This window comes from bacterium (genome assembly GCA_008933615.1).
Lineage (GTDB): Bacteria > CLD3 > CLD3 > SB21 > SB21 > SB21.
On the sequence record WBUR01000010.1, the window covers coordinates 14,507 to 41,272 of the forward strand.

25 protein-coding genes, 1 tRNA gene and 1 pseudogene are annotated in these 26,766 nt (G+C 42.9%); 17 read left to right on the forward strand and 10 right to left on the reverse strand.

Annotated features, from left to right (window positions below):
* Window positions 1–50 precede the first annotated feature (50 nt).
* The 5 genes from F9K33_05180 (at window position 51) to F9K33_05200 (ending at window position 3,643) form a co-directional block, all read left to right on the forward strand.
* Window positions 51–467 carry a cobalamin B12-binding domain-containing protein gene (locus F9K33_05180; GenBank protein KAB2880461.1) on the forward strand — a complete coding sequence of 139 codons (417 nt, stop codon included), beginning with the start codon at window positions 51–53 and terminating at the stop codon, window positions 465–467.
* Window positions 468–473: 6 nt separating this feature from the next.
* Window positions 474–1,094 carry an HAD family phosphatase gene (locus tag F9K33_05185; protein ID KAB2880396.1) on the forward strand — a complete coding sequence of 207 codons (621 nt, stop codon included), beginning with the start codon at window positions 474–476 and terminating at the stop codon, window positions 1,092–1,094.
* A gap of 15 nt (window positions 1,095–1,109) precedes the next feature.
* Window positions 1,110–1,913, forward strand: coding sequence for an RNA methyltransferase (locus F9K33_05190; protein KAB2880397.1), 804 nt, complete (start codon window positions 1,110–1,112; stop codon window positions 1,911–1,913).
* Window positions 1,910–3,229 (forward strand): 5'-deoxyadenosine deaminase, encoded by a 1,320-nt coding sequence (locus tag F9K33_05195; GenBank protein ID KAB2880398.1) that lies wholly within the window; start codon window positions 1,910–1,912, stop codon window positions 3,227–3,229. The genes F9K33_05190 and F9K33_05195 overlap by 4 nt, the downstream gene beginning before the upstream one ends.
* A 75-nt stretch (window positions 3,230–3,304) precedes the next feature.
* Complete coding sequence (locus F9K33_05200; GenBank protein KAB2880399.1) at window positions 3,305–3,643, forward strand: hypothetical protein; 339 nt, start codon at window positions 3,305–3,307, stop codon at window positions 3,641–3,643.
* Here F9K33_05200 and F9K33_05205 read toward each other — a convergent pair.
* From F9K33_05205 to F9K33_05225, 5 genes are all read right to left on the reverse strand, one after another.
* Window positions 3,636–4,367, reverse strand: coding sequence for a biotin--[acetyl-CoA-carboxylase] ligase (locus F9K33_05205; protein ID KAB2880400.1), 732 nt, complete (start codon window positions 4,365–4,367; stop codon window positions 3,636–3,638). The genes F9K33_05200 and F9K33_05205 overlap by 8 nt on opposite strands.
* A gap of 12 nt (window positions 4,368–4,379) precedes the next feature.
* Window positions 4,380–5,153 carry a hypothetical protein gene (locus F9K33_05210; GenBank protein KAB2880401.1) on the reverse strand — a complete coding sequence of 258 codons (774 nt, stop codon included), beginning with the start codon at window positions 5,151–5,153 and terminating at the stop codon, window positions 4,380–4,382.
* Window positions 5,137–6,150, reverse strand: a complete 1,014-nt coding sequence (locus F9K33_05215) for a hypothetical protein (GenBank protein KAB2880402.1) — start codon at window positions 6,148–6,150, stop codon at window positions 5,137–5,139. Before F9K33_05215 ends, F9K33_05210 begins: the two co-directional genes overlap by 17 nt.
* A 94-nt stretch (window positions 6,151–6,244) precedes the next feature.
* Window positions 6,245–7,177, reverse strand: a complete 933-nt coding sequence (locus F9K33_05220; protein KAB2880403.1) for a hypothetical protein — start codon at window positions 7,175–7,177, stop codon at window positions 6,245–6,247.
* A 172-nt stretch (window positions 7,178–7,349) separates the two neighbouring features.
* Entirely contained in the window at window positions 7,350–7,655 is a 306-nt protein-coding gene (locus F9K33_05225) for an RNA-binding protein (GenBank protein KAB2880404.1), read from the reverse strand.
* A gap of 323 nt (window positions 7,656–7,978) precedes the next feature.
* Here F9K33_05225 and F9K33_05230 point away from each other — a divergent pair.
* From F9K33_05230 to F9K33_05270, 9 genes and pseudogenes are all read left to right on the forward strand, one after another.
* Window positions 7,979–8,053, forward strand: a tRNA-Gly gene (locus tag F9K33_05230).
* A gap of 26 nt (window positions 8,054–8,079) precedes the next feature.
* Window positions 8,080–9,156: a hypothetical protein gene (locus tag F9K33_05235; GenBank protein ID KAB2880405.1), complete on the forward strand. Its 1,077-nt coding sequence runs from the start codon at window positions 8,080–8,082 to the stop codon at window positions 9,154–9,156.
* A gap of 67 nt (window positions 9,157–9,223) precedes the next feature.
* Window positions 9,224–9,973 (forward strand): annotated as a pseudogene (locus F9K33_05240) (methionine synthase).
* A gap of 1,453 nt (window positions 9,974–11,426) precedes the next feature.
* Window positions 11,427–12,650 (forward strand): hypothetical protein, encoded by a 1,224-nt coding sequence (locus F9K33_05245; protein KAB2880406.1) that lies wholly within the window; start codon window positions 11,427–11,429, stop codon window positions 12,648–12,650.
* Between the two features lie 107 nt (window positions 12,651–12,757).
* Complete coding sequence (locus F9K33_05250; protein KAB2880407.1) at window positions 12,758–13,087, forward strand: cysteine methyltransferase; 330 nt, start codon at window positions 12,758–12,760, stop codon at window positions 13,085–13,087.
* 19 nt (window positions 13,088–13,106) lie between these two features.
* On the forward strand, window positions 13,107–14,138 hold the full coding sequence (locus F9K33_05255) for a trypsin-like peptidase domain-containing protein (protein KAB2880408.1): 1,032 nt from the start codon (window positions 13,107–13,109) through the stop codon (window positions 14,136–14,138).
* An 18-nt stretch (window positions 14,139–14,156) separates the two neighbouring features.
* Complete coding sequence (locus F9K33_05260) at window positions 14,157–15,086, forward strand: DNA-3-methyladenine glycosylase 2 family protein (protein ID KAB2880409.1); 930 nt, start codon at window positions 14,157–14,159, stop codon at window positions 15,084–15,086.
* Window position 15,087: 1 nt separating this feature from the next.
* Window positions 15,088–16,236, forward strand: a complete 1,149-nt coding sequence (locus F9K33_05265) for a glycosyltransferase (protein ID KAB2880410.1) — start codon at window positions 15,088–15,090, stop codon at window positions 16,234–16,236.
* Between the two features lie 12 nt (window positions 16,237–16,248).
* Complete coding sequence (locus tag F9K33_05270) at window positions 16,249–17,358, forward strand: glycosyltransferase (GenBank protein ID KAB2880411.1); 1,110 nt, start codon at window positions 16,249–16,251, stop codon at window positions 17,356–17,358.
* Window positions 17,359–17,367: 9 nt separating this feature from the next.
* Here the strand turns inward: F9K33_05270 and F9K33_05275 are convergent, their stop codons facing one another.
* The 5 genes from F9K33_05275 to F9K33_05295 all read right to left on the reverse strand — a co-directional run bounded on the left by F9K33_05275 (window position 17,368) and on the right by F9K33_05295 (window position 24,028).
* Entirely contained in the window at window positions 17,368–18,258 is an 891-nt protein-coding gene (locus F9K33_05275) for a hypothetical protein (protein ID KAB2880412.1), read from the reverse strand.
* 38 nt (window positions 18,259–18,296) lie between these two features.
* Window positions 18,297–19,439, reverse strand: a complete 1,143-nt coding sequence (locus tag F9K33_05280; GenBank protein ID KAB2880413.1) for an alanine--glyoxylate aminotransferase family protein — start codon at window positions 19,437–19,439, stop codon at window positions 18,297–18,299.
* 287 nt (window positions 19,440–19,726) lie between these two features.
* Window positions 19,727–20,569 (reverse strand): transcriptional regulator, encoded by an 843-nt coding sequence (locus F9K33_05285; GenBank protein ID KAB2880414.1) that lies wholly within the window; start codon window positions 20,567–20,569, stop codon window positions 19,727–19,729.
* Window positions 20,570–20,727: 158 nt separating this feature from the next.
* Window positions 20,728–22,770, reverse strand: a complete 2,043-nt coding sequence (locus F9K33_05290; GenBank protein ID KAB2880415.1) for a M13 family metallopeptidase — start codon at window positions 22,768–22,770, stop codon at window positions 20,728–20,730.
* A gap of 352 nt (window positions 22,771–23,122) precedes the next feature.
* On the reverse strand, window positions 23,123–24,028 hold the full coding sequence (locus tag F9K33_05295; GenBank protein KAB2880416.1) for a transglutaminase domain-containing protein: 906 nt from the start codon (window positions 24,026–24,028) through the stop codon (window positions 23,123–23,125).
* A gap of 251 nt (window positions 24,029–24,279) precedes the next feature.
* Here F9K33_05295 and F9K33_05300 point away from each other — a divergent pair, with 251 nt between their 5' ends.
* The 3 genes from F9K33_05300 (at window position 24,280) to F9K33_05310 (ending at window position 26,648) form a co-directional block, all read left to right on the forward strand.
* Window positions 24,280–24,720, forward strand: coding sequence for a single-stranded DNA-binding protein (locus F9K33_05300; GenBank protein ID KAB2880417.1), 441 nt, complete (start codon window positions 24,280–24,282; stop codon window positions 24,718–24,720).
* 273 nt (window positions 24,721–24,993) lie between these two features.
* The gene (recA, locus tag F9K33_05305) at window positions 24,994–26,049 is read left to right on the forward strand and encodes a recombinase RecA (protein ID KAB2880462.1); all 1,056 of its coding nucleotides are present in this window, start codon (window positions 24,994–24,996) and stop codon (window positions 26,047–26,049) included.
* Between the two features lie 143 nt (window positions 26,050–26,192).
* On the forward strand, window positions 26,193–26,648 hold the full coding sequence (locus F9K33_05310) for a single-stranded DNA-binding protein (GenBank protein ID KAB2880418.1): 456 nt from the start codon (window positions 26,193–26,195) through the stop codon (window positions 26,646–26,648).
* Window positions 26,649–26,766: the final 118 nt, after the last annotated feature.

Consider the following 26,766-nt stretch of genomic DNA (forward strand, 5'->3'; position numbering starts at 1 on the left):
CGTTTTACGATATTTCGATGGAATATTTATTAAACCAACAATCTAAATACATGAATAAGAAGATCAAAGTTTTAGTAGCTAAACCGGGACTGGACGGCCACGACCGCGGCGCTAAAATTATTGCCAGTGCGCTTAGGGATGCGGGCATGGAAGTCATTTATACAGGATTACGCCAAACTCCAGAGATGATTGTGAGCGCAGCCGTTCAGGAAGACGTCGACGTAGTTGCAGTCAGTATTTTATCGGGATCCCACATGACGTTATTTCCTAAAATACTGGATCAGATGAAAAAAGAGGAACTTGAAAATATACTTCTGATCGGTGGCGGCATTATCCCGGATAAAGACGCTGAGGAACTCGAAAAAATGGGCGTGGGAAAACTCTTCGGCCCTGGAACTGCTACAACGGATGTGGTTATGTATATTCAAGACTGGATGCGCAGTCACCAAACCGAGCCAATAACTTAATTCTTCATGAATAACATTACTTCGATTTTCTGGGATCTGGGAGGGGTCGTACTGACCAATGCATGGGATCGCGAGCAGCGTGTTCGTGTGCTGAATGAATTTAATATCCGTACAGGTGAGGAATTAAACGAATTCGGCGACCGGCACCGCGAAGTAGCTGCGTTGTTTGAAAGCGGCAAATTTTCCCTGCAAGAATATCTGAATCTGACGTTGTTTGGAATGCCTCAGATTTTTACTCACGACCAGTTTAAGGAAAAGATGTTCGAACAGTCGAAACCGTTACCCGGTTTGGAAGTACTCAAGCAAGTTGCCGGAACCGGTAAATATTTTTTGGCGTCGCTGAACAACGAATCCAAAGAACTCAATGAACATCGCATCAGACATTTTGACCTTCCAAATTATTTCGGAGCGTTTTTTTCCTCCTGTTATCTTAACATCATGAAGCCTAATCCTGAGATTTATCGTGCCGCCCTAAATATTTCACACCGCAAGGCGGAGGAGTGTGTATTTATAGATGACCGTTCGCAAAATGTCGAAGCGGCACGGCATTGCGGTATGCACGCAATTCATTACAAAGACCCGGACCAATTACGAGTCGAGCTTGACAAACTCAACATGTCCATCTAACGCTTTGAGTTCGCTATGGTGACTTTTGAGCGGATAACCAAAAACAAACTGCAGTACTTTTCTTCGGTTTTGGACAAAAAAAAGAGGCAAGTATCGGGGTTATTTCACATCGAGGGCATTCATCTCTTTGAAGAATTTTTGAAAAGTGGATTTAAAGCCGAATGGATAGTCCTTCATACTGACTTTATTTCACAACATCCTCAACTGGCCAATACGATCTGGAACAAATTCTCCGCAATTACTTTTCAGGCAAATGCTGCAGAATTCCGAAAAATATCCGATACGGAAAATGCACAGGGAATTGCTGCGGGTATTTATCAAAAAAAAAATAACGAAATTGATTTTTCTACTACAACAAAAGACATCATCGTAGCTTTAGATCAGATTAACGATCCGGGAAACTTAGGAACGATTCTTCGCAGCGCCGATTGGTTTGGGATTAATAAAATTGTATTAAGTAAATCGTCGGTAGATATTTATAATCCGAAAGTGGTTAGGGCCAGCATGGGATCGATTTTTCGAGTATCCTGTCAGTCACTGGACTTGCCGCAATTTCTGATGCAGGCAAAAGAAAAAAACTATAGCATTTTTGCGGCCTCCATCGATCCAAATGCACCCGCCGACTTTGAGAAAACGAATACGTCCAACGTTATTGTCATCGGGAATGAAGCGCACGGCATTTCAGAGCCCATAAAGCGCCTCTGTTCGCACGAGATCAGAATTCCTAAATTCGGCCATGCAGAATCCCTAAATGCCGCAACTGCTAGCGCAATTTTAATGTACGAATTTTCAAAGCAACGTTACAGGAATGCCAAGTGAAGAGGATAATCAAAAACGGAAAAATTGTTACCATGAATGCTGCGCGTGAAGTATTGCGCGGCGATATTCTGATTGAAGGTGATAGGATCGAGAAAGTTGGACGTTTAAACCGATCTGATTTCGAAAATGCAAAAACCATGGATGCCTCGGAGTTGACTGTTTCGCCGGGTTTTGTCCAAACGCATGTGCATTTGTGTCAAACCCTTTTTCGTAATCTTGCGGACGATCTTGAACTGCTTGATTGGCTGAAAATAAAAATCTGGCCGTTCGAGGGCGCTCATTCGCCTCAATCGATAGCCTTGTCAGCCAGAATCGGGTTGACCGAACTTATCAAATGCGGTACCACAACGATTATGGATATGGCTACGGTTCATCACACCGACCGGGTTTTTGAAGAAATCGAAAAATCCGGGATACGAGCAATTTGCGGAAAAGCCATGATGGATGACTGTGCTGGCGCCCCGAAGAGCCTGACGGAATCTATGAGATGGTCGATCGATGAGAGTTTGCGTCTTAAAAAAGACTGGCATGGAAAGTCCAATGGACGGTTACGATTTGCCTTTGCGCCTCGATTTGTGTTGTCCTGCAGTGAGAAACTTTTGTGTGAAGTGCGTGATATTGCAGCTGAGGAGAAATTACTTATTCATACTCATTCTTCCGAAAATCGGGGCGAACTTGACGAAGTAGTCCGACGTTATCAAAAAAGCAATATTGAATATTTTCATCATATTAATTTGACCGGGGAACGATTATGTCTTGCTCACTGCATATGGCTTAATTCGAATGAAATGGATATTCTGCAGGAAACGCAGACTAAAGTGCTGCATTGCCCATCGTCAAATCTAAAATTGGGATCGGGAATTGCTCCCGTTCCGGAAATGCTCGACCGCGGCATTACGGTATCTTTGGGCGCTGACGGAGCTCCATGTAACAATAATCTGGATATATTTCAGGAAATGCGTTTGGCTGCGCTTATTCAAAAACCCAGAGTAGGCCCTAAATCCCTGACGGCGGAAAAAGTATTTGAAATGGCAACTATCCAGGGCGCACGCGCGCTTGGAATGGAAAAAGAAATCGGGAGCATTGAACCTGGGAAAAAGGCAGATCTTGTTTTGATGGACTTAGAAAATGTACACTCTATGCCGGAAGAAAACATATACTCCAGCATTATCTATTCAGCCAGATCCACAGATGTTAAAACGGTAATTGTCGACGGTAAGGTTGTAATGAAGAATCGTGAATTACGAACCATAGACGAGCAGCAAGTTGTCAAAAATATTCGTCCACAGATCAAAAAACTATTAAATCGGATATGAACATTAAAAGATGTGACCGCTCGGACGTGTATTCTGTATATTTAGTCTAAATAAAATCATTATACATGCTGTGATATGGAAGACTATATTTTCATCAGTTTATGTGAATCTATTGGCTTTCTTTATTTGTGGCCTCGCGCAGTGGGAAAAACAACCGATTGGAGCAGTAAATTCATGCAACGGGATAATCCGCACCTGCGTATTTGTTACTTTGCCCGAAAGTGGGTAACGCCTTTACTTTTTGTGGCGCTGACAGTCATGGTAATTGTCACTGTTTTAGATCATGCAAAAGAATTTATTGAGATTGTTATTCTTAATTTGCTTGTAGTGATATCGTCGCTGCTGATTGGATCTCTTGCCAGCCAGTATATCGTTGAACGATATAGGGTAGGACGAAAACATTTTTTTAATTAACCAATATATGCACATCCCCGGCGTATAGTTTTTCAGCTCTTCCGTTTCTTTCTACAACTAAAGCGCCATCTTTCGCGATGTCTGTTGCCATTGCTTCAAATGTATGATCACCCTGCACAACCGTAATCCGATGCCCGAGCATACCGGATAGCGATTTCCATCGTGTGATAATTTCTGGACTTAAATTGATGTTGTTATCGTCAAATCCGGACATTATTTTCTCGAGTATAACCCAACGATCCCATACGGTTTGCGTTTCAATGAAAAGTGAAGTTGCCGATCCGTCCAGAGGCCCCGGAAAGTCTTGCTGATTGATATTGATGCCTATACCGATGATCAGGAATACTTTTTTGTTCTTGTTCACCGTTTCCGTTAAAATTCCACAAATCTTCTTACCATTAATTAGAATGTCGTTCGGCCATTTAAGTTCAAACAGCAACCGTGTCAGTTCCTTGAGCGCTTCACAAACGGTCACGGACACCATAAAATTAGTCCAGACCATTTCTTCATGGCTCTTTCCCGGTTTCAGGATGATTGAAATCCAAAGTCCCATGCCCCGCGGGGATTCCCACTTTCTGCCCAGCCGCCCTTTGCCGTGGGTTTGATGATTTGCAACCACGACGTATGTATCCAGAATATCCTCGTGCAGCACAAGTTTTTTTGCATATTCATTGGTTGAATCAACTTCTTCCAGTTGAATAAGCTTATAGTTGATATCAGGCATGAAGGGCGGTTCTCATTTTTTTTTGTTCTTGATGCTGATGATTTCTGCAAGAATGCTGACTGCGATTTCTTCGGGCGAATCGCCCCCGATGTCAATTCCTATAGGCGCATGGATTCGTTCGAATAGGGATGGATGAAAACCATCGGCTTGCATGTTTTGATACACAGTTTGAACTTTCTTTTTGCTCCCTATCATACCAATGTATTTGGCGGGCGAACCTATCACTCGCCTCAACGCGGCCTCGTCCGTTGGGCAACCTTTAGATACAAGACAGATATAGGTATTTTCTGTGATCTTTGGAATGGCGCTGAAATCCGGCGGCGTATGGATTCGATTGATTTTCAGCCCAGGTTCATTTACGTCCACATATTCTTTTCGGTCGTCGACGATGGTAATAGAAAAATCGAGCAGCGATGCTGCTTTGGCGAGGGCCTTGCCGACATGTCCTCCGCCGACGATCAATAAATCCGGTGTATTGGTAATCATTTCGATCATCACCTCCACTTGTCCGCCGCATATCGCGCCGGTAGCGTATTTGCCTTCCTGGTTAAAAGAATATTTTTTTATCACGGTCTTGCCGTTGCGCAGAACACCGAGAGCATCCTTAATAACGATGGATTCAAAAATGCCCCCGCCAACGGAATGGAGAAAACTTTCGTCAGGGAAGACCAGCATTTTGGCCCCGCCCTTTCGGGGAGTCGAACCGTTCGCGTTTATGATGGTTACGACTGCGATCTTTTCGTAACGATCTAACGATTCGAGAATATCTTTATATATTTGTTTCATCTCTGCTATCCAAAGGTGATAGAGGTGTTATCCTCAAGATCCGGCTCCATATGAAAAGCCCGGTTCCGATAATAAAAATGATGACGGCAAAATATATCATGTTCCAGCTGTACTGTTCCGTGAGCGACTTAACAAAGAATACGATAAGGCGCAATGCTTCGTAGCTGACGGAACCAACTGCCGCTTCGCCGTACGTAAATTGTTTCGAAGATATGGAAAAGATATCATTACTTTTCGCTAATAATAAAGCAAAAGGCAGCGGAAGCAGAATGCCTGAAAGGACGAAAGGAAAACCAAGACGATGCAATAAAACAGATAAATTTCCGTAGTTAATGATCACAATGAGCATAAGGAAAAACAACAGTACGCCGTAGCCAAAAACCGCAAACGTTTGTGAAAATCGATATAGTGATTTTAGTTCACGTATAATTCCGATCTGATCATTCTTTCCGTTTGTGCTCCTAAGCAAACTAAGGCTGTCGGGTAAAAAGTCAACCGCCCTCTCAATTTGGATCCGAAGTGATTTAAATAGCAATTTCTGAACGGCCTCGGGTGGCCTGCATGTTACATTCAATTTTCTGATATCAATATCCATACCCTTACGCATTGTTAAAAAACTTGGACTCATCTTGATCAGTTCCTGATGTGTGCATTGTGGAAGGCTGTTCATTTTTGCCTTGATGAGCATGGTAAGGTTTTCAGAAAGTAGATTTTTGCGGTCCGTTAAAAGGATTCCCACAAAATAACGTCCATCCGTTACGGGGTCTTTGATGAAATCAATCAGATCGGCATGAGAGGCCGATAGGTTGTTCAGAAGCCACTCTTCAGGAAATGTTTTTTGAATCACCTTACGGACGTCGTCTTGTGCCGGCATCAATGGAGTGTCTACCAGGAGCCCAAGCTGTTTTTGTTCAACGATTTTTTGTACTGTGAGCCGGCAGAGATTTTCATACAAGTTAGCCGATTTGACATTATCAATCAGCTTTTGTGTATTCATGATCTCGTCTAAAAGGCGTTCCATTGGAACAAAAGTTACAGTCAGGAAGGTTACAGCTATTCCAAAAAAATATGAAAAAAAGGTTCGCACGACTTTACACACCTTTAAAATTAGGATAGATAATGTTAAAGCGCCTTCGGTAATAAAACCGAGTCAGTATGAAAAACAAAATTATGAGTACGATATACAATGGAAAGAAAATACCTACCATTAAAGAAAAAAACAATAGCCCAAATTTAATTGTTAAAATTGAAGAAGAAACGTTTTTGAACATTACGAGTCTGACGTAAAGGGGGAGTGTCATTACCGATGGAATCAGAATCAGCCAATCCGTTGTTATTCCGGCCAAGGTGATTGCAATTAATTCAAACCCCAAGGCCCAGTAGATTGTTGTATGAATGCCATAGACGACGCAAATGGTCTTTTTTTGTGTAAGTTTGTCACCTTCGGCATCCGGAATAGTCGTCAAAAAGTAGAGTGCAGTATTGAAGAAGAGATACGGCAAGGATTTTTCAATGAAGAGAAGGAAGGAGGAATCGAGTGCATACCAGCCAAACGCAAATGCAAAAGTTCCCATCAGTGAGTTGGCGATGAAACTGCCAAAGGTTCGGTCTTTGAGTGAAAAAGGTTTCAGGTTATAGGCTACCGTTATCAGAAATAAAGCCAGTATGTGAATGACTAACATTGGCCATGAGATAAATGCGGCGATTGCGAGTGAGGATGATATTAATATCCATGTTTCTATTATCATTGTTTTTTGATGAGTGACACCTTCTGACAAAAAGAACAGTTTCTGGTTGACACGGTCTGTTTCTTTATCTTTGATCTGGTTCACGATAAAGCCGGCGCCCATGACCATAGCGGAAGAAATACATACAAGGATTAACGAAGGATTTGCGTCGAAAAAACTCAAGTGAACTTGGGTGTTACCTGCAGCGAGAAATCCGGCTAATGTGGTGGTCCATCCGGGAAAGAAAAGGATCGGCCTCAAGACAAAAAAATAATCCAGTAGATTAATGAATCGCATAGCCGCAAAGTGGTGAGGAATTTTTCAATAATATAGTTGATTCATCGGCTAGTTTCAAGACATCTGATATTGAAACAGAGGCAAAAAAAAAGCCTCAAAGCAAGCTTTGAGGCTTATAACGAAAGATAGTAACGATCGAATCAATAATCTGGAGATATCTCCTTTTTATCGTTTATCGTGAATCTCTTCTGCTGAATCGGTCGCCGCGATCGCCGAAACTCTTTTTTTCTTGCGGCTTGGCTTCATTCACCACCAACTGTCTTTCCATGTAGGAAAAGTTGTTGAACATTTCGATGGCTTTTGCTGCCTCTTCGGTTGTTGCCATTTCGACAAAACCGAAACCTTTTGAACGACCGGACATTTTGTCCACGATGATCTTAGCGGAAGTTACTTCGCCTGCCTGTTTAAACAGATCGGCTAAGGTTTGTTCGTCCGCTTTGTACGAAAGGTTACCAACGTAAAGTTTGCTGGTATTCATGAGATATCTCCTTGAAAAAGTTAAACTATGGGATAAAAAAAATCTCAAAGCGCCCATATAACACTTTGAGACAATGGATAAAAACTTATTTTTTGGAAATTTTTCGAGACAAGCAAGTCCAAAAAAAGTACACAAAGTAAAGGTATTCACCAGACTCTAATGAGCTGTTTCCCACTTGGGACAAAACATCTTAACAAAAAACATACAAATCCACAAAGTGGATATGCTTGGTCAATATAAAGTAATAAATAACGCTTGTCAAGAGATATTTTTGGTTATTGACAATACTATGTCAACTGAGTATATTTTCACCGAAAGTCAATGCGAGAGTAATTCAGTGGTAGAATGCCAGCTTCCCAAGCTGGACGTCGCGGGTTCGAGTCCCGTCTCTCGCTCCATTTTATTAAAATTCCTCAAAACCTGCATGCGCCCTAATCTGATTTTTTCAATTACATTCACACTCCTCGTCTTTTCATTTTTTGTGAATTCATGTTCCGATTTGTCAAACCTTACCCGGGCGGAACGCCAGAAAATTGCCGTGAGCTCTTTTCAAAAAGGGCTGAAAAGTAAAAATGACGGCAACAATGACAAAGCCATACAATTCTTCAAAAAAACCATTGAAGCTGATTCGACATTTGTTAGTGCATACTGCGAAATTGGTGAGATCTTGATTTTGCGCGGAGATTATAGAAATGTTGAATCTATTTTAAGCAATATTCCGACGACCGTTCGGAACGATGCCAAAATTTATTATCTTATCGGATCGGCTCAATTTTATCAGAAAAAAATGAATGATGCAGTGGTGAATCTTGAAAAATCCATTCAAATAGCTCCAGGTTATTGGAAGCCATCATGGATGTTGGCTCAGTTATATTTCCAGTTAGAGAACTATAAATATGCATCAGACTACTTGGAGAGGTTATTGGAAGACAGTTTGTCCGCAGACAATGAAAAAATCGTTGCCTTGAGCCAAAAGGTCAATGCCATCCTACATGTCCATAATCCGAAGAATTCGTTTGAAAACGAACAGTTAAGAAATCTAAACCAATCGACTACGGTTACTCGAGGTCAATTTGCGCATTCTATGGTCATCGAATTTAGGGAATTAAGTGACGGGGCAACTACCGCTACCCGCTTCTTAGATGTTTCGGACGATCACCCAATGATAGATTTCTATAAAAGGTCGGTTATAATGGGAGCATTAGAGCCATTACCTGACGGGAAATTTTATCCTGAATATGTGATGAAAAGGCGCAACGTTGCGTATTATTTGTATCTTTTTTTAAAGGTAAAGACTTCGCTAAATCACCGATTCGAAAAGGAAACAGTTCCATCCGATGTGGAGAAAAACGATTTTCAATTCGATGCGATCAGAACAATTTGCAGGCAGGGAATTATGACCCTCACGGCTGACGGCCGATTCAGGCCGGATGAACCTATCAGCGGCTTGGAGCTGATGAAATCCATCACGATTGTCAAAAATCTTCTCGAAACGCGTTGAATAGTTTTTGCAATGGTCATTGTTTTACCTATATTATTCCGACATAAATTGACTTGAAGGAGCTTTTTTGCAAGAGGAAAAAAAACAAAAAGCAGTATATGATCCACTTATAGAGATCATTAACTACTATGCCAGTAAGAAATCCGACACCGCAAAAACAAAGGCTCCGGTTTCATCTTCCGTCGAGGAACGTCTGAAGAATCGTATCATTGACGGGGAGAAAAAGGGATTGGAAGACGATCTCAAATTAGCGTTACAAAAATATGAGCCACTCGATATCATCAATACGATTCTTCTTGACGGCATGAAGGTTGTGGGTGAACTTTTTGGCAACGGTGAAATGCAGTTACCTTTCGTGTTACAATCGGCGGAGGTCATGAAAGTTGCCGTAGCCTACCTCGAACCTTTAATGGAAAAAGCCGGCAGTACACAAAAAGGGACGATGGTCTTAGCGACGGTCAAAGGCGATGTTCATGATATTGGAAAAAATCTGGTCGATATTATTCTGACTAACAACGGTTATAAGGTAATCAACTTAGGTATTAAATGCCCTGTCGACGTCATGTTGCATGCGGTGGAAGAGCACAAAGCGGATGCGATAGGTATGAGCGGCCTGCTTGTAAAGTCAACGATGATCATGAAAGAAAATCTGGAAGTAATGGCAGAACGTGACTTGAAGGTACCGGTTCTACTTGGAGGCGCCGCGTTAACTCGTCGTTATGTTGAGGAGGATCTTAGAGCCGTTTACGATGCTCCGCTGTTCTATTGTGAAGATGCATTTTCCGGATTACATGTAATGGAAAACCTGATGAGCGGGCTAAAGGTAGAAATGAAAACGGCCGACGATACGCTTGCAGTGCCGGCAACTACCATCCAGGAAACGATAAAGAGAGTTCGCATTGTTCGTCATCAATGGAATAAAGCGCTGGAATATATTTCAGATGAAGATTTTGAAAAGCCAAAAGTGTTTGGTCAATGGTCGGTGCATGATATGATCGCTCATTTTATTGAATCGGAATACTTTCAAATAACACGACTAAGACATATTGTGAAGAATGAACTTTCAAAAGTTTACTTAGTCACCGGCGAAGTGGAAAATCGCATGAATGCTGAAGCAGTGGAAAAATACAAAGCCCATCCAAGAATAGAGCTGATGGACATATGGAATGAAGCCCAATCCGGACTTATCCAACAGATTTCGTCGTTACAACCTGAGCAGCTGTCCATTATCGTTAGCGGAGTTTCTGTTAGCGAGATGATCGCTGACTCTTCCTTTGCTCATGAATATGCTCATCTCCGTAAAGTTCAATCATGGATTCGGGAAACTCAGAAGCCAGAGAAAATTAAAGCGCCGATGGTCATGCAGCGTTCGAAGGTTGCAGCAAATGCCGACATACCGACGCCGCCTTTTTGGGGAAGCAAGATCGTAGATCCGATTAAACTTAATGACATATACCCCTATATTAATGAGATTGCACTGTTTCGAGGGCAATGGCAATTTACTCGCGGAAAAATGAGCGGCTCGGAATATGATATCTTAGTTAAAGAAAAAGTTTTGCCGGTATTTGAACATTGGAAATCCCGATCGGCCGCGGAAAATCTGCTTATTCCAAAGGTTGTGTATGGTTATTATCCATGCCAATCCGAGGGGGATGATCTGATACTGTATCACGACGATTTGAAAACGGAGAAAGTGCGTTTTACCTTCCCGAGACAACAGGCCGGTACTTATTATTGCATTTCTGATTTTTTTGCTTCAAAGGATTCCGGTAGAATGGATGTTTTCAGTTGCATGCTTGTTACCGTTGGTTTGCAGGCATCGGAATTTTCGGCAAAATTATTTGAAGCAAATAATTATTCCGATTATTTATATTTTCACGGCCTTAGTGTTGAGACGGCAGAAGCCTTAGCGGAATACTGGCATCGGCAAATACGGAGCGAACTTGGTTTCAGTCAAGACGATAATCCAGAGATCAAAAAATTATTTCAGCAAAAGTACCGCGGCTCGCGATACAGTTTTGGATACCCCGCGTGTCCGTATCTTGAAGATCAAGCCAAATTGTTTGATTTACTTGAACCGGAGCGGATCGGGGTTTTGCTGACTGAGGAATTTCATCTTGTTCCGGAACAATCGACCAGCGCTATTATAGTACATCATCCGGAAGCAAAATATTTTAATGTGAAATAGTTTAGTTCACATTTCTTCATAACAAAATACTTTAAAACGGTTGCAGAACAGGGATTAATTTTCCATAGGAGAGTAGGAAACCATGAATAATATAGCTGAATCGTACGTAAAATTAGTTTTGCAAGTTGGTTTGTATGACGCGGACTTCGTCGACGCCTATTATGGCCCTGAAGAATGGAAGCCGTCGGAACCATCGGGAGATAGGGATGATAATTTGAAAAAACTCGAAGAGCAAACGATGAAACTATCTGAAAAACTGAAGCCCTTCGACAACTCTGATTTACCGGAAATGGACAGATTGCGTTATAATTTTTTGGCCAAGCAATGCGTGGCAATTCGAACGAAAATACAAATGCTAATCGGCAAGAAATTTACTTTTGACGAAGAATCGCGATTGTTGTACGATGCCGTTGCGCCAAAACATGATAAGTATTTTTTTGAAAAAGCGATGAAAGAACTGGATAATGAATTGCCTGGCAGCGGCAGCGTATCGCAGCGATTAGAGGAATTCAAAAACGCTTTTATTATCCCAAAAGATAAACTGGATCAAGTTTTTAAAGCGGCCATTGAAGAGGGCAGAAAACGTACAAGGAAATATATTTCACTGCCGGAAAATGAAAATTTCGTCGTAGAATATGTGACGAATAAAGCGTGGAGCGGTTATAATTGGTATAAGGGCGGCGCTTTCAGCCTGATTCAGATCAATACCGATCTGCCGATCTACATCGACCGCGCGGTCGACCTCGCCTGTCATGAAGGCTATCCGGGGCACCATGTGTATAATTCACTGCTCGAAAAACATCTTGTAAGAGAAAACAAATGGTTTGAGTTTTCCGCGTATGCGCTTTTCAGCCCGCAGTCTCTAATCGCAGAAGGTACGGCCAATTTTGGAATCGAAATGGCCCTTTCGGGGAAAGAAAGGATCGATTTTGAGAGCAAAGTACTATTCCCAATCGCCGGTATGGCGCCGGAAACGGCAGCAAAGTATTACCAGATACATGAGTTGGTCGGAAAACTGGGTTATGCCGGAAATGAAGCCGCACGTGACTACCTCGATGGAAAAATGACCATGGAGGAAGCGGTGGAATGGCTGATTCAGTTTGGGTTATATCCTCGCGATCGCGCGCAACAACGTATTCGTTTTATAGAGAAATACCGAAGCTATGTGATCAATTATAATCTCGGTCAGGATATCGTCAAGAATTATATCGAGAAAAATGGGGGAACGTTGGCAAACCCTGAAAAACGCTGGAGCATCTTTACAAAATTAATTTCCACACCACAGACACCGTCGGGGTTGAATTAAATTCACCTTAAATTACAAAGCCTCTAAGAAAATGAAAGCCCTGTAGTTTTTTTATTTTGTGTTAAATTGTATAGTGCCGGAAGTTGCCCCGTTTGATTCAAAAGCCTATGAAAAAAAAAGTTTCTGTACAAAATTCCTATTCCATCATCTGGGAAACCGTAAAACGAATTCCAAAAGGCAAAGTATCAACTTACGGCCAGATTGCGCGTATCGCGGGATTGGGCGAGAATGCGCGTCTAGTCGGATACGCCATGCACAATATTCCACGCGGCTCATCCATTCCGTGGCACCGCGTGATCAATTCCAAAGGTATGATTTCGTTACCGCAAAAAGACGGAATGTATCAGCTGCAGAAGAAGTTATTAAAAAAAGAAAATATTGTTTTTAAAGGTGAAAAGATCGATCTGACTAAGTTTGAGTGGACCCCGAAAGACTGACCGCTCAAAAGGAGGCCGTATGAGAAGTTATCTTATATTTATACTGACGACGTTTGCGTTAGTGTCCTGCGCAGATAAGATATATAAAGTTGCATACCCAACGCTCGCCGACGGGAAATACGACTCGGAGTTTCCTTATAAAGATTGTTCGAAACAGTTATCCGAAATTGTTGAGACCGTAAAAATGATCAATGCGACGGCTTTCTACAAAACGTATACTTTTTCTGAAAAATCACAGATAGGTATCAGGGATATTAACGAATCGGTTCTGAAAGAGAAATCCATACAAATCACTTATCCGCACAGTTTCGTCGTAGGAACAGCTACGGTGATTTACTATCAGGATGTGCGCGTAGCGCTTCTGACCTGTGCGCACATCATTGATTTTCCGGATACGATGATCTCATATTACAGCAAGGATGACAACGGCCACGGATTTATTCAAAGCATTTCTTTTAAAGACCGTCAGATCAATTTTATCAAGGATCTGCCTGAGGGCGGGGAGCTTGAGATACTGGCAATTGATAACGCGCAAGATATCGCCATTCTTGGCCGGAAATTTGATCATAGGCCGGAGTCAGCCATTCCGGTTTTTACGTATCCGATTGGGAAATCCAAGGATTTAAATTGGGGAACGTTTATATATATCGTCGGCTATCCGATGGGATTCAAAATGATCACCAAAGGGACTGTGAGCAGCCCCAACCGAGATAAACGGGGTTCTTTTCTAACCGACGCCTCGTTTAACAGAGGTTTCAGCGGCGGTATTATATTAGCTATTCGCGACGGAGTTCCTAACTTTGAGCTCGTCGGAATGGCGAAATCGGTTCCGGCAAACTCCACCTACGTTTTAACTCCAAACAAGGAGTTCGAAGTCAGCGAATATAGTCCGTCAATCCCATACCAGGGTGAGATGTACGTCGAACTCAAAACCGATCTCAAATACGGCATAACAAACTCCATTTCCACAGAGTCCATCAGTGACTTGATTAAAAAAAACCGGCAAACGTTTATAGATAGAGGTTATGACATTGAAAAATTATTTCCGTAGATCTTCCGGCCAAGGCGCATGAAACATTTTACGATAGTAATTGATGTCGTGCCGCCATATGATTTTTTTGCCTCTACCCATTCTCATCGATACAAAAAATATCACTTTGATCAGTATGAACGCTCGAACGGGAAATACAAAAAAGCGTATGAATTTGAAAACAAACTTCTTTTGGCCGAAATGGTCAATGAAGGAACTGTAAAGAAGCCGCGATTATCCGTTTCGCTTATAGGTAATAGCATCAGTGAAAGAGCGGTGGATTCGGTTAGAACGCAGATAGAACGGCAATTTTTAGCAAACACTGATCTGAAGCCGTTTTACAAGCATTGTTCTCATGACAAAACATTAGCAGGATTGTTAGCGCAGTATTTCGGATTGAAGCCAAACTACCCCGGCGATCTTTTTGAATGCGTAACACGGTGTATCATCAGCCAGCAGATCAACGTAACATTTGCCGATAAAGTGGAAATGAACTACGTGCAAAAGTTTGGAAAAAAGTTGGCCCATCATGGCGAATCTTTTTATGTTTATCCGGATGTCAAAACGGTGTCTGAAATCAATAAGAAAGATTTGCTGAACATTCAGTTTTCAGAACGCAAAGCCGAGTATTTGATCGATCTGGCTCGTGACGTTGTAAACGGGATAGTTGATTTTCATAAAATGGAATCCCTGCCTGCTGAGGCATTTAGAAAAGAAATTACAAAAATTCGCGGAATTGGGATGTGGACTGCCGAATGTTGTTTGATGCATCTCGGGCATCGTGACATATTGCCGCGGGGCGACATCGGACTTCATCAGGCCATTCGCAGGTTTTATAATTTGGATAAAGATACCGGTTTGGAGAAAGTTCTAAAATATGCAGACAAATGGAAGGGCTGGGAATCTTTTGCAACGTATTATCTCTGGCATGCACTTACTAATGACCGATTGAAGAAGTCGGGCGTATGAAATGGAATTGAACGGATTTGATATATTTTTGATTTTATTTGTTAGCTTTTATGCGTTAATCCTTGCCGCGTACAGCATTGGATTTCTATTTTATCAGCCCGTCGGTTTTGCGCGTCACAAAAATTTCGTATCAGTTCTCGTCGCCGCGCGTGATGAAGAAGAACACATTGGGACATGTATTCAACACCTTCTACGACAAACCTATCCGAGAGATCAGTTTGAAATTATTATCATCGACGACCGTTCTACAGACAAGACCGCGTCTGTTGTTAAGTCCTATCAAAAAGAGAATAGCGCTATTCGATTGATTACTGTTACTGAACCATCTCCGCACATGGCTCCTAAGAAACATGCTCTAAATGAAGGGATCAAAGCTGCAAAAGGAGACATCATAGTATGTACTGATGCAGATTGCCGGCCGGAGGAGAATTGGTTGAATGCGATGGTGTCCGAATTCGGTGAAAGAGTTGGCATGGTCGTCGGGTATTCGCCCATCGAACCCATACGAAAGTATTCCGTATTTGAGAATTTTATTGCGTTGGATTCACTTGCATTGGCATCGGTAGCCGCAGCAAGTTCAGCTTTTGGAAAAACGATGACTGCGACCGGCCGCAGTCTGGCTTATCGTAAAAAAGTATTCCAGGAAGTAGGCGGATTTTCTAAGATTGCACATTTTGTGTCCGGGGACGATGATCTGTTGCTCGGGTTGGTTAGAAAAACACTTTGGGAAATAAGATATTGTTTGGGCGATAAAACAATGGCCGTCACAGATCCGCCATCGTCGTTTGGTAAATTTGTAAATCAAAAAATACGACAGGCGTCAAAAGGACGCCATTACGGCTTTGCCATGATTATCGGCTTAAGTTTATTTTATGTTTTTAATGTTTCGATGATCACATATGTTTCTGTAAAAATACTGATCTCTGAGACTTTTATTCATTTCTCATTCTATGCTATGGTGTGGGCAATCAAATTGATCGCTGATTTTTTACTTATGACAGTTGGCGCATTCCGTTTTAAAAAATGGACGTATCTGCTGTTTTATCCCATTATCGCCTTGCTTCACCCTTTGTATATTTCAGTTTTTGGAGCGTGGGGGTTGTTTGGAAAATTTCAATGGAAAGATACGGTTTCAAAACCGCTTAATTAAGGCCGGAATATCATGATTATTATAGCTGTGTTGACCGGGGTCGTTCTTATCGTATATCTTGTCATGAGTATGCTATACCTCATTGGCCTTTTCGTGCCTGCACGAAGTAATAATTCAGCCCAGCCGTTTGTTTCTGTGCTTATTGCGGCCCGCAACGAACAAGACAACATTATTCGATGTTTGGAATCCGTCGTAAATCAAACGTATCCGAAAGATTTGTTCGAAGTCATTGTGATTGATGACCGTTCCACAGACAAAACGTCGCAGTTGGTTTCGGAATTTGTAAGGCATAACATGCAGGTCAAATTGATTCACGTTTCGGATAAATCCGAAAAAATTTCCGGCAAAAAAAATGCTTTGTCTATGGGAATAAAAGAATCCAAGGGTGAGATACTGCTATTCACCGACGCAGATTGCCGTGTTAGGAACTCTTGGATAGCAGGAATAGCCTCCTTTTTTCTGGAAGATGTTGGAGTCGTGATAGGTTTTTCAGAAGTAGAATCGAAGACTTTTTTTGAACGTTGGCAGGAGTTTGATTTTTTGACTCTGATGTCGGCTACGTGCGGAATAACCAATATGGGGTTTCCATTGGCTGCGAGCGGACAGAATCTTGCTTACCGCAGAAAAGCCTTTGATGCCGTCGGCGGATTTGAAGAAATCATCGAACGTATTTCCGGCGATGATACGTTGATGATCCAGCTTATAAGAAAATATACTTCATACCGGATAGTGTTTTCCGGGCATGCGGGAACATTTAATACAACACTGCCGATGAATACATTATTTGAATTCATTCAGCAGCGCGCTCGTTGGGCGTCAAACGGAACTATTATGCTTCGTCTGAATCCGTTATTTTTTTTCTACCTGATTAGTATATATTGTTTGCACTTTTTGCTGGTTGCGGGATTGGCCTTAAGCGTCGTATACGCTCCGATCATGGTCATGACCGCATTTGTTTGGATAACCAAAGGCATAGTAGATTTCGCGGTGACGTTCTATGGGGCCCACATTTTCAAAAAGAAATATTCTTTTGCAGTTTTTGTTGCATGGTTTTTTTTGCAGACCCCTTTGGTACTTTGGGTAGGGCTAAAGGGCGCTTTAGGTTATTTCAAATGGAAATAAGCAGATCTATCATTGCCACGTTGAATAAATACTGCCTCCCAGGTTTTCATCATCCGATCCGAAGATCACGCCTCCGCCCGGGCCCGGAACAAATTCTATGGCCTCAATTTTGTGATCATAGAACTGCATAATGCGGTACATAACGGGATTTTTACTAAAAAAGATTTTTTTGTTCCAAGCTCTGAAAACTCCTGCAACATAGAAGGCCGATTCAAATGGCCCGTTATTGCCTAAATCCGATGAGGCCACGATGTATAGAATTCCCAAAGGGCCGACCTTTAAATCGGCAACATGGCGTACACCTTCGACTGGCCACGGAACCATCAGCATTTCGGAGCCTATTGATGAAAACGTATAATTTGAAGGATCGAATATACTCCAAAATAATTTTGCCGGTACCGATCCTTGCCCGCGGTGCGCCCATACGGCAAGCACTTCCCCATTCATCCTTAGGAAAGAGAGCCCTTCATAATTACTTCCCTGATCTATTTCCGGTAAACTAAAAGTATGGACGACTTGAACTGTTTTTGACAACGGATCAAAGATGATATGAAACAGTTTCCCGCCGCTTGCCATCACTACGAAAGCATTCTCCGTACCGGGAATTGCACTAATGGCTTCGGCATCAATGGGAGGATTATTGTCAGGCCAAACAATGCTTTCATAAATTGGGAGTTTCCCCGGTTCGTCCGTGATTATTGCCAGGCGGGGTTCACCCGGTTTCTTGGCATCATGAACGGCGATATACTGAGTTTGTTTTCCAGCATGGCTTATCAAAGCTAATCCGCCAATTCCACACAGCATCGTACCTTTGACCAATTTCCATTCCTGTCCCACTGCCGGATGTTGAGTCCCCGCTATCAATAGAGATGCAAAAAGAATTTGTCGCCATGAACCCAATGTTTCATTTTCCTTTCTGTGTGTGCTTATCAGGAGGCTTAATTGGATGTATTGAGGATATATTGCTGGATGGCTTGCAATCCGCTTCCGGGTTCGAATTCGAATTTCAAGTCGTTTAGCGTGTTTTCTATTCCTGCGATAACAGTTACCATATCAAAAATATCATAATAGCCTAAATGTGAAATTCGAAAGATTTTTCCTTTAAGATGATCCTGTCCGCTTGCCAGTGTTATACCGTACTTGCTGCGCATCGTTTTAAAAACCATATCGGCGTCCAGGCCGGATGGAACTTTTACAGCCGTGACGGAATTGGCGGGTTTTTCAGCAAACACTTCCAATCCCAATGCCTTTACGGCTAAACGGCATGACTCGGCCATTTGCGAATGCCGTTTCCACACATTTTCAATACCCTCTTCCCGGATCAATCGCAGCGATTCACGTAATCCAATGATTAATGTTATGGCCGGCGTAAATGGCGTCGTAAACGAACTTAATTCTTTCTCTGCGCGTTTAAAATCAAAATAGAACTTTGGCAGATCGGATGTCTCTCTCGCTTTCATCGCGCGTTCGCTTACCGCGCAAAAGCCAAGACCGGGCGGCAGCATCAGGCCTTTTTGCGAGCCTGTCGCGACCGTATCAAGGCCCCAATCATCGAATTTCAATTCCATGGCGCCGACCGATGTAACGCCGTCCACCATGACCAGGGCATCGGAGTTTTCATGCACAACTTTTGAAATTTCTTTTACATCCGTGAATGCGCCGGTTGACGTCTCGCTGTGCGTCATGACCACGGCTTTGATCTTCGGGTTGGTTTTCAATCTTATTTTGACATCATCCGCTGTTACAGATTTTCCCCATTCAACCTTCATAAGGTCTACGTGGACGCCGTATGCCTGAGGGATTTTCGTCCAGCGTTCGCCGAACTTTCCTCCTTCGATATTGATGACGGTATCGCCTTTGGATAAGCAGCTAACAAAGGCGGCTTCCATCGCGCCGGTTCCGGATGATGCGAAGGTTAAAACGGGACGGGATGTTTGATATAAATACTGCAGTCCTAAATTAACTTCCCGAAAAATCTCTTCAAAGTCTTTATTACGATGGTGAAGGATCGGCTGAGCCATTGCCTGCATGACAGACTCAGGGACGGGCGTGGGGCCCGGGGTAAACAGTCGTTTCTTCATCAAAAACTATGGATAGGATGTTTAAATTTTGAATGAAGCAATATATTTTTAATTCGATATAAATGAAAGTTTTTTTTTCAAAGATTTGATTTTATTTCGTAGGTGGGCGGGAGCATAAATCCTGCTTATCTGGTTTTCTCACAATTGATAGAAACACTGTCAGCCTAAGCCCGTCGAAGGTTGATTTTATTGATAGTTTGTCATGCTTCGACAAGCTCTGCATGACTTTGTGAGCCAACCCGATAAGCAGGTTGAAAATTGTATTTTGACATCGCAGGGATTCTGTCCTATCGTGAATATTTTTCAGTGATTGCTTTCGCCTTGTTCAAAACGTTCTCTACCAATTCTTTTGGTTCTAGAATTCGAACCGCGCTGCCCCAACCCATTATCCATGCGACAAACTCATTGGACAGTTTGACCTGCATGGTAACTTCAAATCCATCGTCGGTCTGTTTCACTTCTTGATTTTCCACCCAAAATTTTTCAGACATATATTGTTCCATTTCGTCCTGAAAGAGAAGGCGTACTTTAGTGATTGCGCCTCCGGTAAACGAGCCCCAGGAATATTTAAATAGTTCGCCGAGTGAAGGTACGTTTTTTATAGCTGAACGTTGGCCTGTAAACCGAAATGCATTGATGCGTTCGAGCGTAAACATTTTCGGAGTCTCGTGATGCATAGCGATGAGGTAATGGGTTTTACCTGCATTGTAAAACGTCACCGGCGTGACGGAGCGCCATTGGAGTCTGCCGTTTTTTGCAGCGCGGTATTCGATCTCCATGATAGTTTTTTCGCGGATCGCTTTAATGGTCTGTACAAAAAACGTCAATGTTTTTTTTTGAAATTTTTCAAAAACCAATGGGAGATTTTTTATCGTTTCATTATTGCCGAAGGCGAAATAGGCGGTAACCAACTGATTAACCTGTTCCTGCGTCAATTCAATTCGGTAGGAGTGTTTACGTGAATGGATCACGATTCCCATTTCACGAAGCGCCTTCATATCGCGACGTATGGACGTATCGCTGGTAAAAAAATGTTCCGCGAGCTCTATTTCGGAATATTTATCGGGATGTTCGAATACGAATGCAACAATCTCGATCTGACGCTGGAGTTCGTCTATACTTTTGATCATAAGCTATAAAATTTTAGCCACAGAGAACACAGAGTCATGTTTTTAAACTATCTGCTTCAAATAACAATTTTTTCAGTGGTCACATGGCGAAAAACATAAGTCCCTTAGTTCACTTAAATATCTCTGCATTTTCTCTGTGGCCTCTGTGGCAAAATGATCTACCAAAGCGAAACACGAATTTTCTCATCCCGGTACATCGGTTCGCCGGGTTGAATATTGAATGCCCTGTAAAACTCCGGTGTATTGGACATCGGTCCGATCACGCGAAATTGAACCGGCGAGTGCACGTCCGTCATGATCTGCGCGGCCAGCGACTCATTGCGGTACTGCATCATCCAGGCATATGCAAATCCAAGAAAATACCGCTGATCGGCCGTTAATCCGTTTAATGTTTCGTTTGACTTGCCCTGAGCGGTTTTCTTAAACGCCGAGTATCCTAATTGGATGCCTCCCAGATCGGCTATGTTTTCACCAAGTGTAGCTTCACCCCGAACGTACAAACTGTCAAGCACTACGTAATTATTATATTGCTCGATCAGAAGTTTAGTGCGCGCTTCGAATTTCTCGCGGTCTTCTTTTGTCCACCAGTTATTCAGCCGCCCTGTTTCGTCATATTGACTTCCCTGGTCGTCGAAACCGTGAATGATCTCGTGACCGAACGTGCTTCCGCCTATAATCCCGTAAAGTACCGCATCATCAGGTAATTTCTTGCCATACCCCGGGACAATAATATTACAGCCCGGAACGACGATCTCATTTCCTGTGGGATCATAGTACGCGTTATACGTCTGGGGAAACATATTCCATTCATGGCGATCAACCGGATTGCCGTATTTGCGAATCATATAGTTAAATGACCACTTATGCGCATTCATCACATTTTGCGCATACGAATCACGCGATACTTCGAGTTCAGAGTAATCCTTCCACTTATCGGGATAGCCGACTTTCATGACCAGGGTTTCTATTTTTTTGAGTGCCATTTGACGCGTAGGCTCGGTCATCCAATCTAGTCTCATGATTCGTTCACGTGTTTCATCCCGAATATTATTTCCGATTTCGATCAATTTTTCTTTCGTTCCTTTCGGAAGATAATTGGCAACATATTCTTGTCCGATCACTTCGCCAAGGGAACGGTTTGTTTTTTCTACAACGCGTTTCCAGCGCGGTTTAGGTTCCTGGATTCCGTAAATAGTTCTAGAGTAAAAATCGAAATCCTGATCGTCAAATCTTCTGCTGACGTACGCCGAGTAAGTGTTGATCAGATTCCAACGCAAATACGTTTTCCATTTATCGATACCTACCGCTTTCACATTATCGTTGAGTGTCTTGAAAAATTCCGGCTGCCCGACAACGACTGTATCCAATTTCGTCACACCCATTTCTTTAAGCAGTATGTTCCAATCGATTGAAGGAGTAAGCTTGTTCAGTTCAGCGATGGTCATTTTGTTATAATTCTTATACGGATCGCGCAAGTCTTCGAGCTTACGGCTTGATTTGGCCAGCGCGGTTTCCAGTGTCACGATATCATTGCTGAGTTTGTCGGCCGAGGATAGATCGCCTAATTTCTGTAACATCTGAAACATCGCTTGCAGGTGTTTAAGGTATTCACTGCGGATATTAGCGGTTCGCGCGTCCGTATTGAAATAATAATCACGATTGGGTAAGCCGAGACCGCCTTGATTCAGAAATATTGCATATTGGGCCGGAACTTTGTCGTCACGGTTTACATAGATACTGAACATCGCGCCGACCTGCAGTGTCTGTAAATGCGCGACCGTTCTTAGTAGTCCTGGAATGTCTGTAATGGCATCGATCTTTTGAAATTCGGATTCAAGGGGTTTCAAATCCATTTGTTCAATCATAAGCGTATCCATGCCGCTGGAAAAAAAATCACCGATCTTTTGTTTGTTACTTCCTTTGGGTGCTGATGCTTTGGCGGAAGTTTCGCAGATTTCTTTTACGGCATCTTTCACGCCGTCCTGGATCGTGAGCCAAATTCCATTTGAAGATTCTGAAGAGGGGATCGGGTTATTTTTAATCCATCCTCCGTTGGCGTAATAAAAAAAGTTTTGACCGGGAGCTACTGTCGTATCACGATTTGCTACCAGCGGATCATTTAAGTCTGCCTGTTTTACTGAAGGCCAGCATGCAATAAGAGTCATTGCGATCACTGCCAGCAGTGTGAAAATTCGATTCATGTTCCTTATTCCTTTCAAGCGGTTATCTTAATTTTATTTGCTTATCGGGTTTGCTCACATACGTCATGGTGAGCCCTTCGGCGGGGCTCAGGACAAGCTTGTCGAACCATGACCAAGTTTAGTAAAATCAGTCTTCGACTTCACTCAGACTGAAGGGTTCTCTTCCATTTGTGAGCCAACCCGATAAGCACGTATTTTTATTTACGTGTAATTGAACGCCAGCTGACCGGATCAAGTCACAGCGCGAATCATTATTACGCAAAAACTAATTAATTGTTTTGTTTCATTTTGATTGTACTTGGCGGCGATTAAATAAATTATTCATACGTAAGCTGACCAACTTTGCGGACCTTTATTTTCTGCGTTTTAGCCACTCTTTTTTATTTTCTACAATGGTTACGGAATCCTGAAAAATAATAGAATAAGGATAACGGTGGGAAAAGCCTACTTTATGCAGAATGGGGTAGCGCATGTCGTCCGTTCCGGTCGGCTGGCAAAGGTAATATTTTTTTCCGTTGCTATCAGGATAGAAAAAATAGGTTCGTGTCCGGTCGAAATTAAAATCACCGTGTACACCGACCATCGTGTGGTCGAGACTGTCACGGTCTGTGGGAAATACAAGCAGCGCATCAAGTCCTGCTGTGATCATCAGGGAATGCATAAGTATCGAAAGGTCGGCGCAATGCCCGCGTCCTTCAACCAGCGTTTCGATGGGCATTTTAACATAATATTTTTTTTTGTCTTCATAGGGAATGCTGTTAACGAAGTTCAGTATTTTTTGAGCATTTGCATCATTGCGTACGGAGTCATTGGGTACAATGCGCAAGCTGTCCAGAATAGTGTAGAGGAAATTCTCATGCGGCGTCGATGCGTCAATGAAACGCTGCAGTCCACTCTCCTGTTTTCGTCGCCGGTGTTCAAAATACTTATTTGCATTGAATGATAACTCGAGGTATTTCCCTTTTTGCTGGCCGTAAATATAATATTGGTGCGATATCTCTGCCGGATAAAATATACCGCTTTCCGAAGGAATGACGAGATGATACCACTTATTTTCTTCCACAAGTAGCCGGTTATTTTCCTGGTACTTTGCTATGCTGTCCCGGGCGTATCTGAGGTTAAGTTCAAGGCTCATCACACGATCCTTCAGAGGAATCGTTTGATTTAAGTATTCGTAATACCAGGCAGAGCCTGCGGCGAGGCTTATTACCAATATGCTTACTAGGACGCTAATTGTAATTTTTACGGATTTTGACACAATAAAATTTCTTTTGGTAAAATAAATATTTGCAGATTAAATATGTTCAAAGTTTCCTCACAGACATTTCAAGGCCTCAAACTTACCATATCCAGCCAAATAAATCAAATTTTTTTACAATAATGCATTTTCGGTCAAATTTTGAGCGAAAATCCGTCTTTAGTACTATTAAATTAAGTACGTGAACGATTGGAAAATGAACTTTGAAAATAAACTAACTTAATTAACCGTAACTAAAAAAGGAGGACATTATGTCCAAAGGAACATTAAACAAAGCCGTATTGATCGGACGATTGGGGAAAGACCCTGACGTGCATTATACGAAAAGCGGAATACCGATCAGCTCGTTCAGTATCGCCACCAATAACGTCTACAAAGGTAAAGACGGGAACATGGTCGAGCAAACGGACTGGCACAAGGTGGTTACGTGGCGTAAGCTCGCGGAGATCAGCGGACAGTATCTGAAAAAGGGGTCTCTCGTATGCGTGGAGGGTCAGCTTAAAACCCGTTCGTGGGACGACAAAGACGGCGTCAAACGGTATATGACTGAGATCATAGCCGAAACGATGCAGATGCTTTCGTCTAAGAAAGGAACGGAACAGCAAGAATTGCTCACCCATGAGCAAGCGAATGACGAGCCCGTCGAAACAGACGAAGCAGAAACGCCGTCGAAAGACGATCTACCGTTCTAAAATATTCGTTGGTGTGTAACAATGGCGCCCTGTAAAAAATAACTTTACTACACAGGACGCACAGGGAATACGGAAAAGGAATCTCTGTGAAACTCTGTGTTCTCTGTGGCTAAAAAATTACAGGGCGCCATTATTTAAAAAAGTGAGGAAAGACTTTACGTGAATTATGCTTGCAGAATAGTATTTGTTTTTATACTTTCACGAACCTTTCTACACTAAAATAGAAAATTTTTTTAATCAAGGAGCGCATAAATGGCAGAAGAAGCAATTTTAATGGACAAAGATAAGAAAGCCTCGTTAGACCGGACTTTGCAGGAAATCGTCAAAGAATACGGCAAGGGCTCGATCATGAAATTAGGCGACCGCACGTCAGTTGGCGTGGACGTTTATTCCACCGGGTCGATCTCGGTTGATGCGGCATTGGGCGTGGGAGGAATTCCGCGCGGCCGAATTACAGAGATCTACGGTCCGGAAGCCAGCGGTAAAACGACTTTGTCGCTGCATATCATTGCCGAAGCGCAAAAAACGGGCGGCATTGCGGCATTTATTGATGCAGAACACGCGTTAGATGCGATATACGCAAAGCGGATAGGCGTAGACACGGAGAATCTACTCATTTCACAGCCGGATAACGGCGAACAGGCTTTGGAGATCACGGAACGACTCGTTCGCAGTAATGCGGTGGATGTGATCGTGATCGATTCGGTCGCGGCGCTCGTTCCGAGAAGCGAAATAGACGGCGAAATGGGCGATGCCACTATGGGCGTTCAGGCGCGTCTGATGAGCCAGGCGATGCGTAAACTGACTGGCGTGGTGAGTAAGTCTAAAACGTGCGTCATATTCATCAACCAGGTTCGAGATAAAATCGGTGTGATGTTTGGTAATCCGGAAACCACTACCGGCGGACGCGCACTGAAATTCTACACGTCGATTCGGGTTGATATCCGCCGAATTGGTCAGATCAAAGCCGGCGAGGCTATTGTTGGAAATCGAACTAAAGTGAAAATCGTCAAAAACAAACTCGCGCCTCCGTTCCGAGAAGCCGAAGTGGATCTCATGTATGGTACCGGGATTTCCAAAGAAGGCGACCTCATCGATCTTGCATCGAATATGAACATCGTTCAGAAGAGCGGAACGTGGTATGCGTTTGGCGACGAAAAGATCGGGCAGGGACGCGAAAACGCGAAACAGTTTCTGATCGATAACCCGGAAACTTCCAAAAAGATCGAATTGAAGATCCGGCAGGAATTGGGTTTGATTCCCTCGGCGCCGCAGGAAAAGGAAACGCCGAAGCAAAGTCCAAGCAGTTCCGAGAAAAAAAGTAAGTAGCATTCATGCCACTAAGACACTAAGGCACCAAGAGTCAATATTGAAATTTATTTTTTCTTCGTGTTGTTTTGTGACTTTGTGTCTTTGTGGCAACAAAATACGTAATTGTAAAAACAAATAATCATTAAAAATCAGGTGAAAGTATGGCAAAAGGAACATTAAATAAAGTAATGCTTATCGGCAGACTGGGCAAAGACCCGGAACTACGTTATACGCCGAGCGGGAGCGCCGTGGCAACGTTTAATATCGCTACGGACGAATCCTACAAAGACAAAGAGGGCAAAAAGGTCGAGAATACCGACTGGCACCGCGTCGTGGTGTGGAATAAACTCGCCGAGATTTGCGGGCAATATTTGAAGAAAGGCTCACTCGTCTACATCGAAGGCAAATTAAAGACACGCTCCTACGATGATAAAACAACCGGCGCGAAAAAATTCATTACCGAAGTAGTCGGTGATCAGATGAATATGCTGGGTGGGAAAGGCGATGGAGGAAGCGGGGACTACGTTCCGCCGCCAGGCGAAATGGATTCCAGCGCGCCGTCGGGCACTGCGGATTCATCGTCGGGCTCTTCCAATAACGACGATCTACCGTTTTAGCGGACAAGCATTGTCAAACAAAAATAAGCCGTCTCTGTCGAAGGGACGGTTTTTTTTTGACCACCCCCTCGGTCTCCCTCTTTGCGCGTCAGGAAATGAGTGAGTTTGTAAGTTTTTT

What these genes read in the sequence shown, in the direction of transcription:
- F9K33_05180 (KAB2880461.1), top strand. Translation starts at nt 51, where the DNA reads ATGAATAAGAAGATCAAAGTTTTAGTAGCTAAACCGGGACTGGACGGC.
- F9K33_05185 (KAB2880396.1), top strand. Translation starts at nt 474, where the DNA reads ATGAATAACATTACTTCGATTTTCTGGGATCTGGGAGGGGTCGTACTG.
- F9K33_05190 (KAB2880397.1), top strand. Translation starts at nt 1,110, where the DNA reads ATGGTGACTTTTGAGCGGATAACCAAAAACAAACTGCAGTACTTTTCT.
- F9K33_05200 (KAB2880399.1), top strand. Translation starts at nt 3,305, where the DNA reads ATGGAAGACTATATTTTCATCAGTTTATGTGAATCTATTGGCTTTCTT.
- F9K33_05205 (KAB2880400.1), bottom strand. Translation starts at nt 4,367, where the DNA reads ATGCCTGATATCAACTATAAGCTTATTCAACTGGAAGAAGTTGATTCA.
- F9K33_05210 (KAB2880401.1), bottom strand. Translation starts at nt 5,153, where the DNA reads ATGAAACAAATATATAAAGATATTCTCGAATCGTTAGATCGTTACGAA.
- F9K33_05215 (KAB2880402.1), bottom strand. Translation starts at nt 6,150, where the DNA reads ATGAATACACAAAAGCTGATTGATAATGTCAAATCGGCTAACTTGTAT.
- F9K33_05220 (KAB2880403.1), bottom strand. Translation starts at nt 7,177, where the DNA reads ATGCGATTCATTAATCTACTGGATTATTTTTTTGTCTTGAGGCCGATC.
- F9K33_05225 (KAB2880404.1), bottom strand. Translation starts at nt 7,655, where the DNA reads ATGAATACCAGCAAACTTTACGTTGGTAACCTTTCGTACAAAGCGGAC.
- F9K33_05235 (KAB2880405.1), top strand. Translation starts at nt 8,080, where the DNA reads ATGCGCCCTAATCTGATTTTTTCAATTACATTCACACTCCTCGTCTTT.
- F9K33_05245 (KAB2880406.1), top strand. Translation starts at nt 11,427, where the DNA reads ATGAATAATATAGCTGAATCGTACGTAAAATTAGTTTTGCAAGTTGGT.
- F9K33_05250 (KAB2880407.1), top strand. Translation starts at nt 12,758, where the DNA reads ATGAAAAAAAAAGTTTCTGTACAAAATTCCTATTCCATCATCTGGGAA.
- F9K33_05255 (KAB2880408.1), top strand. Translation starts at nt 13,107, where the DNA reads ATGAGAAGTTATCTTATATTTATACTGACGACGTTTGCGTTAGTGTCC.
- F9K33_05260 (KAB2880409.1), top strand. Translation starts at nt 14,157, where the DNA reads ATGAAACATTTTACGATAGTAATTGATGTCGTGCCGCCATATGATTTT.
- F9K33_05265 (KAB2880410.1), top strand. Translation starts at nt 15,088, where the DNA reads ATGGAATTGAACGGATTTGATATATTTTTGATTTTATTTGTTAGCTTT.
- F9K33_05270 (KAB2880411.1), top strand. Translation starts at nt 16,249, where the DNA reads ATGATTATTATAGCTGTGTTGACCGGGGTCGTTCTTATCGTATATCTT.
- F9K33_05280 (KAB2880413.1), bottom strand. Translation starts at nt 19,439, where the DNA reads ATGAAGAAACGACTGTTTACCCCGGGCCCCACGCCCGTCCCTGAGTCT.
- F9K33_05285 (KAB2880414.1), bottom strand. Translation starts at nt 20,569, where the DNA reads ATGATCAAAAGTATAGACGAACTCCAGCGTCAGATCGAGATTGTTGCA.
- F9K33_05290 (KAB2880415.1), bottom strand. Translation starts at nt 22,770, where the DNA reads ATGAATCGAATTTTCACACTGCTGGCAGTGATCGCAATGACTCTTATT.
- F9K33_05300 (KAB2880417.1), top strand. Translation starts at nt 24,280, where the DNA reads ATGTCCAAAGGAACATTAAACAAAGCCGTATTGATCGGACGATTGGGG.
- recA (KAB2880462.1), top strand. Translation starts at nt 24,994, where the DNA reads ATGGACAAAGATAAGAAAGCCTCGTTAGACCGGACTTTGCAGGAAATC.
- F9K33_05310 (KAB2880418.1), top strand. Translation starts at nt 26,193, where the DNA reads ATGGCAAAAGGAACATTAAATAAAGTAATGCTTATCGGCAGACTGGGC.